Below are 13,914 nucleotides of genomic sequence, written 5' to 3'. Positions count from 1 at the left end.
TGAGATAAAAAAAATTAGTTGTTTCTTAATTAAGGATGCTAAGTTCTCGAATTCGTAAATTCCTCAACGCAGGATGTTGAAAAATTTTCAGACAGGATGACGAATATCTGTAGAAAATGTTGAAAAAAAAAATTTATCTACCCTTGTTTATATTCTCCTGATTACAGTGTGTAACTACTTCTCATTGCCCTGCTGCCAACGCTTTACAGCACTGACGATACACGCTTTTCAGTACTATAAATCATGTTGATTAACAGCACCTTTACCTTTATCATTGTCCTTTTTATCATAAATATGGAGATATAATTGATAAAATAATATCGTAACTCATCTTCCTAAAAAAATCCTTCACAGTAAAACCATGAGATATTCACAATTTTCCTGCGAAGGGTGCAAAACTATGTTAGTATCTCCATTTAAAAAAATGTGTTTCACGCTAGTAATTACCGGACTAATTCTTTATATAACCGCGCGCACAGTATTGCTAAAAAATATTTGCACGCACTTCAGTGAATACCTTATCTTTGATGCTTCTGAATTTAAAATAATTTTTCTATGAGTTTTGAAATTACCGGAAAGCTGATTGTGAAGTACAACACGGTACAACGTAGCGAAACTTTTAAGACAAGAGAGTTCGTTATCGAAAAATCTGATGATATCAATGGCCGTGTTATCAACAACTACATTAAATTCCAGTCGGTACAAGACCGCACAGGTATTGTTGACCGGTTTAATGAGGGAGAAAACGTTAAAGTTTATTTCAATATCAAGGGTACCAGATGGGAAAAAGAAGGTAAGGTGAACTACATCACCAACCTGGATGCATGGCGTATGGAATCTGTGATGGCTGCTCCTGCTCCCGGCGCTGATCCAATGCCTAATTACAACACCCCGCAAACACCAGCTCCTGGTAATGACGGTGGTGATGATCTCCCCTTCTAGACCAGGATTAAAAAGATTTAAAAGATTAGCAGGATGGATGTTTTGTTTTTTTATAAACAGCAAAACACCCATCCTGCTAATCTTTTTTTATCCTGACAATCCTGGTATTTTTTTTAGGATAACTACCTAACAATCACATTATGCAACAACAAATCTCTCTTAAACTGCTGCCAGCCGATGCAGCCAGTAATACACATATTATTACACATGCTGCTGCCGCAGTCGGCATACAACCAGCAGACATCACCGGCTTTCACCTGCTCAAACGCTCTATAGACGCTCGTTCCAGGCAAGCATACTTTGTACTCACCCTCCTGGTATTCGTCAACGAACCTTTCCTGCAACGCGAACATACACACCCCGTTTATAATGAATTGCCTGTCAATGCTCCCCGCGTACTCATTGCCGGCGCAGGACCCGCCGGACTCTTTGCCGCATTGCGGCTCATAGAAGCCGGGATAAAACCCATCATACTGGAGCGGGGTAAAGATGTACGCGCACGTCGCCGCGATCTGGCCGCACTCAATAAAACAGGGGAAGTAAATCCCGACTCCAACTACTGCTTCGGCGAAGGTGGCGCCGGTACTTACTCCGATGGTAAACTATATACCCGCTCTAACAAACGCGGCGATATAAACCGCATCCTCAACATATTCGTGCATTTTGGTGCGGAAGAAAAAATCATGATCGATGCACACCCGCACATCGGCACCAACAAACTCCCGCATATCATCACCGCTATACGCGAACAGATCATTGCGGCCGGTGGTGAAGTACACTTTGAACAAAAAGTAAGCGACATCAACATCAATAATGGCGTTGTTACGGGCATCACCACCACTTCCGGTCAGGTACACGAAGGCAAGTACCTGATCCTCGCCACAGGACACTCTGCCAGAGATATATTTATCATGTTGCACCGGCAAAACATTTTACTGGAAGCAAAACCTTTTGCACTGGGCGTACGCGTGGAACATCCGCAGGAATTGATAGACAGCGCCCAATACCATTGCGACCTGCGCGGCGAATACCTGCCACCAGCCAGTTACAGCCTCGTGGAACAGGTACAGGGCCGCGGCGTATTCTCCTTCTGTATGTGCCCTGGTGGTATCATCGCACCGGCTGCCACCGATCCCGGTGAACTGGTCGTTAACGGCTGGTCGCCCTCCAAAAGAAACAATCCTTACGCCAACTCCGGCATGGTTGTCACCGTTGATGAATCAGACTTCGCTCCTTTTGCCCACCACGGCCCACTCGCAGCGATGTACTTTCAACAGGCAGTGGAGCAACAGTCCTATAAAGCCGGTGGTGGCCACTTCGTAGCACCCGCACAAAGAATGACCGATTTCGTGAGCGGAAAAACTTCCGCCTCACTACCCGACTGCTCTTATGTACCAGGCGTCAACAGCACCAATCTCCGCAGCGTATTACCCGCTGTAGTACACGAAAGGCTGGCCGGTGCATTCAAGGCTTTCGGCCGCAAAATGAAAGGCTACTACACCGCAGATGCCATACTGGTAGCCACCGAATCACGTACTTCTTCACCGGTACGCATTCCCCGCAACAACGATACCCTCGAACATCCGCAACTGCCCGGTCTTTACCCCTGCGGCGAAGGCGCCGGCTATGCCGGTGGTATCGTGTCTGCCGCCATGGACGGAGAACGCGTAGCGGCCACCATCGCAGCTAAACTAGGCTAACTTCACCCACGTGATTTAATGATCCGTTATTCACGATTAATCATTAATTTTTCATCATGAACTTACTTGAAGTCAAACACCTGAAAAAACACTATGCCACCCACAAAGCTGTGGATGATATCAGCTTTGACATTGAGCAAGGCAGCATATTCGGGCTCCTCGGCCCTAACGGCGCCGGCAAAACAACCCTCCTGCGCATGATCACCGGCATCTTCTATCCCGATGAGGGCAGTATCCTTTTCAATGGCAAACCATTTGACCCGGAAAATGATATCCAGCATATCGGCTACATGCCCGAAGAAAGAGGGTTGTACAAAAAAATGAAAGTAGGCGAACAAACACTCTATCTCGCCCGCCTGAAAGGATTGCGCGAGAAAGATGCTTTACAGAAAATAAAATACTGGTTCGAAAAACTGGAAATCACCTCCTGGTGGAACAAAAGAGTGGATGAACTCAGTAAAGGCATGCAACAAAAAGTACAGTTCATTTCTACCATCGTGCATGATCCCCAACTGCTCATCCTGGATGAACCCTTCTCCGGACTGGATCCCATCAACTCCAATCTGATCAAACAGGAAATATTCAACCTCAGCAAACAAGGCACCACCATCATTTTCTCCACCCACCGCATGGAACAGGTAGAAGAAATATGTGACCATATCATGCTGGTCAACCAGGGCCATAAGATACTGGACGGCAGCATACAACAGATCAAACAGGACTTTAAACAGGGCCTCTTTCGTATAGGGCTGGACGTGATGCCCAATGCGGCACAGATGGCAACCTATCATTTTAATATCATACACGTACATGATAAGGCTTTCACCGTGAAGATGAATGAAGACAGCAGTACCAACGATATCCTGCGGCATTTCATCAACCAGGACATACCCGTGAATTATTTTGAGGAAATCCTGCCTTCTATCAACGAAGTATTTATCACCCAGGTGCAGCAAACAGAGAAAGCTGCTGCTACAGCGACTGTACAACAGCCCGCCTGATCATTCCCCCATCATACAGATTATGGAAAAAATTTGGCTCATCATAAAAAGAGAATTCTTTACCCGCGTACGAAAAAGGTCTTTCCTGGTAGTAACCCTGTTGGTACCACTGGCATTTGCCGCCATGATCATCGTACCGATCCTTATTGCTACCAATTCCAGCGATAACAAACGGATTGCTGTAATAGATAAAAGCGGACTGTTTGAAAATCAGTTCCCCGATGCTAAAGGCATTTACTTCAAATATCTCCCAAAAGAAAACCTGGACAGCTTAAAGCTCCATTATGAAGCCCAGGGCTATTCCGGGGTATTGTACATTCCTGATATTGATATTAACCGTCCTTCCGGCTTTGAATTCTTCAGCAAAGGCCAGGCAAGCGTTACGCTGGAAAGTAATATCAACAGTGATATCAACCATATCATTGAAAAAAAGCGCATGGAATTGCAGGGTATCGACAAATCCCAGCTCGATGCCATCAAATCTGATGTGGCGGCGGATTTCAAGACAGGGAGTGATGAGAAGAAAGGCAACTCCTGGGTGGCCTATGGCGTTGGCTACGCCAGCGGATTCACGATCTATATTATCCTGCTCCTGTTTGGCACCTCCGTGATGAGAGGCGTGATGGAAGAAAAAGTAAGCCGCATTGCAGAAGTGATGATCTCCAGTGTAAAACCCTTTCAGCTCATGATGGGCAAGATCATCGGCATCGCCGCCGTGGGACTGTTGCAGTTCCTGATCTGGGGGGTGCTGATCACCGTTATCTATGCGGTCATCCCGTTATTCATTTCGCCGGAAAGCATCCAGGCGGCCAGCCAGGGTAATACGATGGCGCAGGGCAACAATGCGGAAGCGGCAGAAGCATTCCGCCGTATCAGCGATGTGATGGGCAGTATCAACTGGTCACTGCTGCTTACCTGTTTTGTCTTTTATTTCCTGGGCGGGTATCTTTTTTATTCTTCCCTGTATGCAGCAGTAGGCAGTTTGGCCAATGAAGATGCATCAGATATACAACAGCTTACCTTCCCCATCACCTTGCCGATTATCATTGGTATCATGATTATGATGAAAGCTGTGCACGATCCCGGCAGTTCTTTGGCCGTATGGGGCAGTATTATCCCCTTTACGTCGCCTATGGTGATGATGGCGCGGCTACCCTACGGCGTGCCCGGAACGGTGCCCTATTGGCAACTGATCCTCTCTTTCACCTTCCTGATTGCCGGATTCATTTTTACCACGTGGGCAGCCGGTAAAATATACCGTACCGGCATATTGATGTATGGAAAGAAGATTACGTTGAAAGAAGCGATGAAGTGGGTGGTGAAACGGAGTTGATTATTTTCCCAGTTGTTTTCTGACTGTTTCAAACTCCTCCCATATTTCTTTCACAATTTCCCCGGCAGGCTTTATGTCGTGAATCAGTGCGCTGACCTGGCCTATTTCCAGTTCTCCTTCTTCCAGGTTGCCTTCAAACATGCCGGCTTTGGCGCGTGCGCGGCCAAGTAATATTTGCAGGGCGGCAGCATCTACGCCCTGATCTTCCGCTGCTTTTACGGCTTCGTAGAAATGATTTTTAATGAGACGTACGGGGGTGAGCTTTTTTAAACTCAGCATGGTATCGCCTTCTCGGGTGTTTACCACAGCCTGTTTAAAGTTGATGTGAGAAGATGCTTCAGGGGTGGCTACAAATCGGCTGCCGATCTGCACGCCTTCGGCGCCCAGGGCGAAAGCTGCTGTCATGGCTCTTCCTGAGCCAATGCCTCCGGCGGCGATCACAGGGATCTTTACCTTTTCACATACCGCAGGAATCAATACCATGGAAGTGGTTTCTTCCCGGCCATTATGCCCGCCGGCTTCAAAACCTTCTGCTACTACAGCATCTACGCCGGCAGCTTCACTTTTTAAAGCAAAGGTGGAACTGGATACTACGTGTACCACTTTCACGCCGGCCGCTTTCAGCACCGGTGTCCAGGTTTTTGGATTGCCGGCAGAAGTAAAAACAATGCCCACACCGGTTTCCAGTATAATATGAATAAGTTGATCTATATCAGGATATAACAAAGGTATATTTACCCCGAAAGGCTTGTCTGTAGCCTTTTTACACTTTAGAATATGCTCCCGCAATACATCGGGATACATACTGCCGGCGCCTATCAGGCCTAAGCCGCCCGCATTGCTAACGGCGCTGACTAAACGCCATCCGCTGGCCCACACCATCCCTGCCTGGATAATCGGATATTGGATATTGAAGAGACTGGAGATCCGGTTCATACCAACGAATATAAAATAATTACGGATTACCCTAAATCAATCTCCGTATTGTCTCCTATATTCAGACTTTGACTAAGTCCGCGGATATTGGCATCGCTACCGATCAGGGAAGATTTAAGCACGACTTCATACAGGTTGCTGAAAGAACCGATAATAGAGTCTTTCACAATGGAGTAGTTGATCACCGTATTATCTCCCACGGCTACGTTGGGACCTATGATCGCATTTTTGATATTACATCCTTCACCTATACTTACCGGTGGAATAATGATCGTATTTTCATACGGTAATACCGGGCTGCTGGCCAGTTTATATTTTTTAAGCAGAATAGCATTTGTTTCGAGGAGGGTGTCTTTACGTCCGCAGTCAAACCAGTTGGTTACCCGGAACGCATTGAAGCGTACACCGTGCTGGATCATGCATTCCAGCGCATCCGTGAGCTGAAACTCATCATGTGACTTTACATGGTTATCAAGATTGGCTTGCAGACAATCATAGAGTTGCGCGCTTTCCTTGATCTTGTAAAGCCCTACCAGTGCGAGATTCGACTTAGGAATCTGTGGTTTCTCCACAACTTTTGTGATCTTTCCGTTTTCATCCAGTTCGGCTACACCAAAATCGCGCGGATCATCTACCTTCTTCAGGCCCAGCACAGAATAAGGAGAGGCAATCACTTCTTTGAAATCACATTCGCAGATCGTATCTCCCAAAACAATCAGTATTTCTTTGTTGGCTACTACCTCGCGTGTCAGTAATATCGCATGACCAGTGCCTTCGCGGCTGTTTTGCTGTACGAAATGACAGGTCAGTTGCGGATATTTACTTTCAACATAATGCTGGATCTTTTCACCAAGATAGCCTACCACAAATACAAATTCCGTGATGCCGGCCTCTACCAGCTGATCTATAATGATACTGAGGATCGTTCTGCCAGCTAAAGGAATCAGTGCTTTGGGTTGTGTATATGTATGTGGCCGAAGTTTGGTGCCCGCACCAGCCACTGGTATTATTGCCTTCATTGTACGTTGTAGTTAGGATGAGCTCCGAATGCGGCGAAAATAGGACAATTTTGAGAAGAATTGCGAATTACGGATTACGAATTGCAATTGATCAGGCTTTATTTTATTTTTGCACCAAATTTTAAGGCATCATGCAAAGAGACCAGCAAATATTTGATATTATCCGCCAGGAATTGGAGCGTCAGCGCCATGGCATAGAATTGATCGCATCTGAGAACTTTACCAGCTTACAGGTAATGCAGGCCATGGGTAATGTGATGACGAATAAATATGCCGAAGGCTACCCTGGCAGAAGATACTACGCAGGCTGCGAAATAGTAGACCAGAGCGAGCAATTGGCGATTGACAGGGCTAAACAAATATTTGGGGCTGCTTATGCCAACGTACAACCACACTCCGGTGCACAGGCCAATGCCGCTGTAATGCTGGCTATCCTGCAACCAGGCGACAAGATCCTGGGACTGGATCTCAGCATGGGCGGTCACCTCACACACGGTTCTGCAGTAAACTACTCCGGAAAGCTCTACCAGCCTCATTTCTACGGCGTTAACAAGGAAACCGGCCTCGTAGAATATGATAAAATGGAAGAAGTGGCCCACCAGGAAAAACCCAAATTGATTATTTGTGGTGCTTCTGCCTACAGCCGCGACTGGGATTACAAACGTATCCGCGAAATTGCTGACCAGGTAGGCGCTTTTGTAATGGCTGATATTGCACATCCTGCCGGCCTCATTGCCAAAGGATTGCTGAATTCTCCGTTTGAACATTGTCATTTCGTTACTACTACTACCCATAAAACATTGCGTGGCCCCCGTGGCGGTATGATCCTCATGGGCAAGGATTTCGAAAATCCGTTTGGACTGAAAACACCAAAAGGCGAAACCCGCCTGATGAGCTCTCTCATTGACACTGCTGTATTCCCTGGTATCCAGGGCGGTCCGCTGGAACATGTGATTGCTGCAAAAGCGGTGTCTTTCTTTGAAATCCTGTCAGATGACTACGATATTTACGCCAAACAGATCCTGAAAAATGCACAGGCCATGGCGAAACTATTTGTCAGCAAAGGCTATCAGATCATCAGCGGCGGTACAGATAACCACCTGATGCTGATCGATCTCCGTAATAAAAATATCTCCGGTAAAAAAGCAGAACAAGTACTCGTAAAAGCGGATATCACTGTCAATAAAAACATGGTACCGTTTGATGATAAATCTGCCTTTGTTACTTCCGGTATCCGTATCGGTGTACCGGCTATCACCAGCCGTGGCCTCAACGAAACCCATATGGGCCAGATCGTTGACTGGGTTGATCAGGTGCTGCTGGATGCGGATAACGAAGCACTTATTACTAAAGTAAGAGGAGAAGTAAATACTTTCATGCAACAGTTTCCGCTGTATCCCGAACTATAGACCAGGATTACCAGGATAAAAAAAGATTAGCAAGATGGATGTTTTGTTGTTTATAAAAAACAATTGAACAAAACGCCCATCTTGCTAATCTTTTTTTATCCTGGTAATCCTGGTCTTTTATTTGGATGTTTCAGAAAGATCATTATATTTGTAGTGTACTAGTAAAGTAGTACACTAAAACACACAGCATGATTAACATCCAGTCTCTTAACTTTAGTTACCGCAAAAACAAGCCACTGTTTGAAGAACTCAGTCTTCATCTGAATGCCGGTCACATCTACGGATTGCTCGGAAAGAACGGCGCAGGAAAATCAACCTTGCTCAAACAGATGGCAGGATTATTATTCCCCGACGGCGGCTCCTGCGAAGTAATGGGGTACAAGGCCATGAAAAGGCAACCCGCTTTCTTACGCGAAATATTCCTGGTACCGGAAGAGTTCTATTTACCAAAAGTGACCATCCGTAATTACGTAAGGTCCTATGCTCCCTTCTATCCCAATTTCGATGAACAGGCATTCTACAGCTACCTCAAAGAATTTACCATTCCGCAGGATCAGCAGCTCACCAGTATGTCGTACGGACAAAAGAAAAAAGTGATCATCAGTTTCGCCCTGGCCGCCAACACAAAAGTGCTGATCATGGACGAACCAACCAATGGTCTCGACATCCCTTCCAAAAGCCAGTTCCGTAAAGTAATTGCAGCTGCCGTCAGTGAAGAGAAATGCATCGTCATTTCCACGCACCAGGTACGCGACCTCGATAACCTGATCGACAGCATCGTTATTATCGATGAACACAAAATCATCTTCAACCAGGATGTAGGCACGGTAACGGATAAACTGAGTTTTAAATTACTGAACCAGTTGGACGACCGGCAGCATGTATTGTATGCAGACAGCTCCCTGCGCGGACATGCAGTAGTCATGAAAAACATCAACATGGAACAAAGCAGGATAGACATGGAACTCCTGTTTAACGCCGTACTCTCCAACCGCCAACCTATTCAAGAACTCTTTAACTGACCGCTACATGCAACCCAATAACGTACTCGATCCCCGCCGCCTGGGGTTTTATTTCAGGCAACATTTCACGGCCAACTACCGGCCTTACCTGCTGGGCATTTTATCCATGTTTGGGTTAATGACTGCTATACCGGTACTGATGCTGGTAACAGGCAATCGCTTTAACCAGCTAAATGATATTGTGGCTATCTACTATATCGGACTTTTCTTTGTAGGGTTACTCTTTACCAGCATGGCTTTCAGCGAATTCAGCAACAAAGAAAAAGGGGTCAATTTCCTCATGCTCCCAGCTTCCCAGTTTGAGAAATTCATCACCATGTTTCTCATCACGTCTATCGGCTTTCTGCTGGTATATCACTTATGCGCCTATAGCGCCTACCTGATAGTAGTTAGCGTAAAGTATTCCATCAGCCAGCAACACATACAAAACGACTGGGATTTTTTTACTGAGAGGAATGGACACGTCTACTTTTACTATACTTATATTTTCCTGCATTCGGTATTCCTGTTGGGGGCTGTATCTTTTAATAAAGCACCCTTTATTAAAACCATCGTGGCCTTGTTCGCCGTACTTTTTGCACTCTACATCCTCAATGGGCTATTTTCCTATATCCTGTTTGGCAGCAAATTAGAGAGTATCAAAAACCAGTTTCCCTTTGTGCTCATAAATACGCACGGAGGCAACAAGCAGCAAGGGCTTTACCTCATATCGCAGCCAATGCAGGATGCGTATAAGTTCATCGCCCAATACCTGCTGGCGCCCATACTATGGACCATTGCCTATTTCCGGTTAAAGGATAAAGAAATTTAAAATTTTTGCGAGATGGAATTTAAAGAAACACAGGCAATATATGTACAGATCGCTGATTATATCTGTGAGCAGGTATTGCTTAACAAATGGCAGCCGGAAGAACGCATTCCTTCTGTAAGGGAGCTGGCGATAACGCTGGAAGTAAATCCCAATACAGTGATGCGCACCTGCGAATTACTCCAGCAACAGGAAATTATCTATAACAAAAGAGGGATTGGTTACTTCATCAGCAGTGATGCCGTGAAAAAGATCAAGCAATTCAAAAAGGAAGCATTTATATCCAATGAATTGCCCAGCTTATTCCGAAACATCTACCTCCTGGATATAGACCTGGACGAACTGAAACCCCATTACGAAAAATATAAAAAAACAAATTTCAAATAACATGAAAACGAGTACTAAATTATTGATCGGCTTTGGCGGGATGCTCGTGTTATTGATGCTGTGCACAGATATTGTACTCCGGGCCAATTATAGTAAAGGGATTACCAACATCCATTTCGGTAACAATCAAAGGAATACCCAGGCCATCAACCGGCTGCAACCATTTAAAATACTGGTAGCAACAAATGAAAGTCCGGCACAGAAAGTTAAGGCAGGAGAAAATGGCAACAATAGCAATACCGATATTTACAAACAAAATACTCCCTGGATAAGCGTTAATAACAACAATAAGTACCAGGCAGCTTCCTGGGATAGCAGTTGCTATAGGTCCCATCAATCCGGTGATACCTTATTTGTTGTATTTCTGAAGGAAGGGAGTGTGGATATTTCCTGCACTACACTGGAACAGATCAGCAGCAGCGGATGCAACCTGCGCCTCGATGAAAAACAGGCCGCTACGCTCAAGGTTGATGTGGGCCCGGCTACTGAATCCTACTTCCATGACACCCGGATTGGTACATTATCTTTCACCGGTGGTGCGCAAAGCAGTTTCCATATGGAAGAAAACAGTGTAACCGATTCCCTGTGGCTGAAGCTGGGAAAAGCCAGTGCACTCACTTTCAGGGGTGCGTATAAATTTGGTGATATCCAGGTAGATAGTTTACGGGAGATGAATATCTCCGGAGATGCGCTCGGGAATATTAAACAGCTTAAATAACAAGTGCAACTATACAATTTTATCGATTTAGTATCTTATCGGGATGATTTTCAAGTCACCCCTCTTATCACTAAAAGTTAAACTAAAATAAAAACGTCCCGATCTTTATCGGGACGTTCCTGTTATTGCTATCAACTATTTTGCTAGAATTGTGTGGCCAGGTAAGCCATTGTTCCCATGCCTACTTCTATGGCACGTTCATCAATATCAAAAGTAGGTGTATGTACGCCGGAAGTAATGCCCCTGGCTATATTGCCGGTACCCAACCTGAAAAAACAGGCCGGTACGATCTGTGAGTAAAAGGCAAAATCTTCTGCACCCATCCGGATCTCTGTATCTTCTACCTGCGATAATCCGAGATAGTCTTCTGCAAAGCCGCGGGCTTTGGCGGTCACTTCTTCGTTGTTATATAAAGTAGGATAACCTACCAATATCTGGATATCTATTGTTGCTCCCATTGCTTCCGCAATACCAACGGCCTGTTTACGGATCAGCTCATGCGCTTTAAAGCGCCAGGTTTCGTCCATTGCCCTGAAAGTGCCCATCAGCTTCACTTCGCTGGGGATCACATTGGTTGTAAAACCACCATTGAAAGCACAGATAGATAATACAGAGGGAGAAAACGGATTGTTATTACGGGAGATAATTTGCTGAAGACTTACCACTAGCTGTGATGCCACCAGGATGGTATCTACGGTCAGATGAGGCGTGGCCGCGTGGCCGCCTTTCCCTTTGATGGTGATATAAATTTCGTCGGCGCTGGCCATATATTTACCCGCACGGAATCCCAGCTTGCCCGCTTCCATAGTGGGCTGCACATGCATACCCAGGATAGCGTCAGGCCGTGGATTTTCCAATGCACCCTCTTCAATCATGATGCTGGCGCCGCCGGGATGCTTTTCTTCCCCCGGCTGGAAAAGGATTTTAACGGTTCCTTCCAGTTCATCTCTGAGTTCATGCAGTATTTTCACAGCTCCCAGTACGCAGGTGGTGTGTACATCATGTCCGCAGGCATGCATCACGCCGTTGTTGGTGGATTTATAAGATACATCGTTGGCCTCTGTAATAGGCAATGCGTCTATATCAGCACGGAGTGCAATTGTTCTGGAGCCGGGGTTCTTTCCTGCTATCAGCGCAATAATGCCTGTACCGGCGATACCGGCTTTATAAGACACGCCAAATTCATCCAGTTTCTGCTGAATGAATTTTGAAGTCTCATATTCCTGGAATGACAGTTCAGGATGAGCATGAATATGACGCCTGATATCTATAAAGGCAGGTGCATAGGCTTTTGCCAGCTCTTTAATACGGTTCTTCATTCGATAGTTCTTTATCCAGTGACACGTTAATAATGGCCGGTACTACAAATACACCACCTGAAAACAGGCTGGATAATTTATCGCGTAACTCGCTGGCCTCTTCACGGCTTTTGAAATCGCCTACGCGCACTTTAAAATAGGGAGCCTGATAATCCAGGTAGGTACGGTAATCACCGTACAACTGCATTACCCGGGCTTTGGCTTCATTCGCATCACCACGCTTGTTGGTAGAGATCACCTGCACCCGGAAACCGGATTGATTACGGATAGCCAGTGTGTTAATGTAGATCTGTTTTTTAATCAGCACATCCAGCCGGCTATCTTTGATCACTTTCACATTTCCGTTGCCGGAAGCCAGCGCATTGTCCTGCGCCATGGCCCAACTACTTCCCAACAGGCAGCAAATGAGGATGAATAATTTTTGCATGAATACTGTATAATTAACTATTAATAATCATTATTAAGAGGAAGCCTCCGCAGCCTTGCTTTCATTCACAATACCTACGCTGGCACTAGCCCCGATACGTGTGGCACCGGCATCTATCAGTTCCTTCGCAAAAGTAAAGGTACGAATCCCACCGGAAGCTTTAATCTGTATGTTGGCTGGCAGGTTTTCCCGCATCAGTTTTACTGCGGCCACAGTAGCGCCTTTTTCAGCATAGCCTGTGGATGTTTTCATAAAATCCACCCCATACCTGCCATAAAGCTGGCAACATTTTACGATCTCATCCTCCAATAATATGCCACTTTCAATAATGACCTTGATCACCTTCTTTTTCTCCCGGATAATATAGAGCAGGTGCGCAATTTCTTTTTCCAGGTATTCCCAGTCATTATTTTTGATAGCACAGATATTGATCACTACATCCAGCTCATCAGCGCCATCTACAATTGCCAGCACCGTTTCCGCCACTTTTGCTTCAATTGCGGAATACCCGAAAGGGAAACCTATCACCGTAGCAATTTTAGTATTGGTAGCTCCCAGGAATTGTTTGGCCAGCTTCACATATAGCGGTGGCACACAAGCCGCTGCAAAATCAAACTCCACACATTGCATGCAGAGGGTTTTGATATCATCCAGTGTTGTAGTAGGCTTTAGAATAGTATGGTCTATATATCTGTTTATGTTCATGGCTGTTTTGTGAATACAAGCTCAAAAATAAACAATTACAAATTACGAATGGTGAATTACGGAAGTGCAGGGTGATTTTAGCGGCTGTTTGTGTGGTATTTTCTTTGTTTTTGTGCGCAAGCAAAAAAACGGATTATGAATCTCACATTAAAAAATGTTCCATTCAAAATCCGTTAAAATAATTATCT

At 45.4% G+C, this 13,914-nt stretch carries 14 protein-coding genes; 9 read left to right on the top strand and 5 right to left on the bottom strand.

Features of this window, described 5'->3' with window-relative positions; translation table 11 throughout:
• Positions 1 to 555 precede the first annotated feature (555 nt).
• The 4 genes from ABQ275_RS26665 to ABQ275_RS26650 all read left to right on the top strand — a co-directional run bounded on the left by ABQ275_RS26665 (position 556) and on the right by ABQ275_RS26650 (position 4,976).
• Positions 556 to 942 carry a DUF3127 domain-containing protein gene (locus ABQ275_RS26665; protein WP_349316203.1) on the top strand — a complete coding sequence of 129 codons (387 nt, stop codon included), beginning with the start codon at positions 556 to 558 and terminating at the stop codon, positions 940 to 942.
• A gap of 140 nt (positions 943 to 1,082) precedes the next feature.
• Positions 1,083 to 2,642 (top strand): FAD-dependent protein, encoded by a 1,560-nt coding sequence (locus ABQ275_RS26660; protein ID WP_349316202.1) that lies wholly within the window; start codon positions 1,083 to 1,085, stop codon positions 2,640 to 2,642.
• 56 nt (positions 2,643 to 2,698) lie between these two features.
• Complete coding sequence (locus tag ABQ275_RS26655; RefSeq protein ID WP_349316201.1) at positions 2,699 to 3,643, top strand: ABC transporter ATP-binding protein; 945 nt, start codon at positions 2,699 to 2,701, stop codon at positions 3,641 to 3,643.
• Positions 3,644 to 3,665: 22 nt separating this feature from the next.
• On the top strand, positions 3,666 to 4,976 hold the full coding sequence (locus ABQ275_RS26650; protein ID WP_349316200.1) for an ABC transporter permease: 1,311 nt from the start codon (positions 3,666 to 3,668) through the stop codon (positions 4,974 to 4,976).
• On the opposite strand, the gene ABQ275_RS26645 is transcribed toward ABQ275_RS26650, so the two are convergent.
• Both ABQ275_RS26645 and ABQ275_RS26640 read right to left on the bottom strand, forming a co-directional pair.
• Positions 4,977 to 5,912: a nitronate monooxygenase gene (locus ABQ275_RS26645; protein ID WP_349316199.1), complete on the bottom strand. Its 936-nt coding sequence runs from the start codon at positions 5,910 to 5,912 to the stop codon at positions 4,977 to 4,979. It lies immediately after the preceding gene.
• A gap of 26 nt (positions 5,913 to 5,938) precedes the next feature.
• Positions 5,939 to 6,931, bottom strand: coding sequence for a sugar phosphate nucleotidyltransferase (locus tag ABQ275_RS26640; protein WP_349316198.1), 993 nt, complete (start codon positions 6,929 to 6,931; stop codon positions 5,939 to 5,941).
• Between the two features lie 131 nt (positions 6,932 to 7,062).
• Here ABQ275_RS26640 and glyA point away from each other — a divergent pair, with 131 nt between their 5' ends.
• From glyA to ABQ275_RS26615, 5 genes are all read left to right on the top strand, one after another.
• Entirely contained in the window at positions 7,063 to 8,340 is a 1,278-nt protein-coding gene (glyA, locus tag ABQ275_RS26635; protein WP_349316197.1) for a serine hydroxymethyltransferase, read from the top strand.
• A 188-nt stretch (positions 8,341 to 8,528) separates the two neighbouring features.
• The gene (locus ABQ275_RS26630) at positions 8,529 to 9,362 is read left to right on the top strand and encodes an ABC transporter ATP-binding protein (RefSeq protein ID WP_349316196.1); all 834 of its coding nucleotides are present in this window, start codon (positions 8,529 to 8,531) and stop codon (positions 9,360 to 9,362) included.
• 7 nt (positions 9,363 to 9,369) lie between these two features.
• A complete protein-coding gene (locus tag ABQ275_RS26625) occupies positions 9,370 to 10,173 on the top strand; it encodes a hypothetical protein (RefSeq protein ID WP_349316195.1) in 804 nt (267 codons plus the stop codon).
• 12 nt (positions 10,174 to 10,185) lie between these two features.
• A complete protein-coding gene (locus ABQ275_RS26620) occupies positions 10,186 to 10,557 on the top strand; it encodes a GntR family transcriptional regulator (RefSeq protein WP_349316194.1) in 372 nt (123 codons plus the stop codon).
• A 1-nt stretch (position 10,558) separates the two neighbouring features.
• Positions 10,559 to 11,275 carry a hypothetical protein gene (locus tag ABQ275_RS26615; RefSeq protein ID WP_349316193.1) on the top strand — a complete coding sequence of 239 codons (717 nt, stop codon included), beginning with the start codon at positions 10,559 to 10,561 and terminating at the stop codon, positions 11,273 to 11,275.
• A gap of 143 nt (positions 11,276 to 11,418) precedes the next feature.
• Here the strand turns inward: ABQ275_RS26615 and ABQ275_RS26610 are convergent, their stop codons facing one another.
• Genes ABQ275_RS26610 through deoC form a run of 3 tightly spaced genes read right to left on the bottom strand, consistent with a single transcriptional unit; the run spans position 11,419 to position 13,726 of the window.
• The gene (locus ABQ275_RS26610) at positions 11,419 to 12,594 is read right to left on the bottom strand and encodes a M20 family metallopeptidase (RefSeq protein ID WP_349316192.1); all 1,176 of its coding nucleotides are present in this window, start codon (positions 12,592 to 12,594) and stop codon (positions 11,419 to 11,421) included.
• Positions 12,578 to 13,021 (bottom strand): SPOR domain-containing protein, encoded by a 444-nt coding sequence (locus ABQ275_RS26605; RefSeq protein WP_349316191.1) that lies wholly within the window; start codon positions 13,019 to 13,021, stop codon positions 12,578 to 12,580. The genes ABQ275_RS26610 and ABQ275_RS26605 overlap by 17 nt, the downstream gene beginning before the upstream one ends.
• A gap of 33 nt (positions 13,022 to 13,054) precedes the next feature.
• Complete coding sequence (gene deoC, locus ABQ275_RS26600) at positions 13,055 to 13,726, bottom strand: deoxyribose-phosphate aldolase (protein ID WP_349316190.1); 672 nt, start codon at positions 13,724 to 13,726, stop codon at positions 13,055 to 13,057.
• Positions 13,727 to 13,914: the final 188 nt, after the last annotated feature.

The organism is Chitinophaga sp. MM2321, assembly GCF_964033635.1.
Taxonomy (GTDB): Bacteria; Bacteroidota; Bacteroidia; order Chitinophagales; family Chitinophagaceae; genus Chitinophaga.
Note: the sequence above shows the minus strand (reverse complement) of the source record. Positions and strands in the feature narration are given on the sequence as shown.

Coding starts and splice junctions, on each gene's coding strand:
- ABQ275_RS26650 (WP_349316200.1), top strand. CDS start 3,666: ATGGAAAAAATTTGGCTCATCATAAAAAGAGAATTCTTTACCCGCGTA.
- ABQ275_RS26610 (WP_349316192.1), bottom strand. CDS start 12,594: ATGAAGAACCGTATTAAAGAGCTGGCAAAAGCCTATGCACCTGCCTTT.
- ABQ275_RS26655 (WP_349316201.1), top strand. CDS start 2,699: ATGAACTTACTTGAAGTCAAACACCTGAAAAAACACTATGCCACCCAC.
- deoC (WP_349316190.1), bottom strand. CDS start 13,726: ATGAACATAAACAGATATATAGACCATACTATTCTAAAGCCTACTACA.
- ABQ275_RS26630 (WP_349316196.1), top strand. CDS start 8,529: ATGATTAACATCCAGTCTCTTAACTTTAGTTACCGCAAAAACAAGCCA.
- ABQ275_RS26640 (WP_349316198.1), bottom strand. CDS start 6,931: ATGAAGGCAATAATACCAGTGGCTGGTGCGGGCACCAAACTTCGGCCA.
- ABQ275_RS26620 (WP_349316194.1), top strand. CDS start 10,186: ATGGAATTTAAAGAAACACAGGCAATATATGTACAGATCGCTGATTAT.
- ABQ275_RS26615 (WP_349316193.1), top strand. CDS start 10,559: ATGAAAACGAGTACTAAATTATTGATCGGCTTTGGCGGGATGCTCGTG.
- ABQ275_RS26605 (WP_349316191.1), bottom strand. CDS start 13,021: ATGCAAAAATTATTCATCCTCATTTGCTGCCTGTTGGGAAGTAGTTGG.
- glyA (WP_349316197.1), top strand. CDS start 7,063: ATGCAAAGAGACCAGCAAATATTTGATATTATCCGCCAGGAATTGGAG.
- ABQ275_RS26625 (WP_349316195.1), top strand. CDS start 9,370: ATGCAACCCAATAACGTACTCGATCCCCGCCGCCTGGGGTTTTATTTC.
- ABQ275_RS26665 (WP_349316203.1), top strand. CDS start 556: ATGAGTTTTGAAATTACCGGAAAGCTGATTGTGAAGTACAACACGGTA.
- ABQ275_RS26645 (WP_349316199.1), bottom strand. CDS start 5,912: ATGAACCGGATCTCCAGTCTCTTCAATATCCAATATCCGATTATCCAG.
- ABQ275_RS26660 (WP_349316202.1), top strand. CDS start 1,083: ATGCAACAACAAATCTCTCTTAAACTGCTGCCAGCCGATGCAGCCAGT.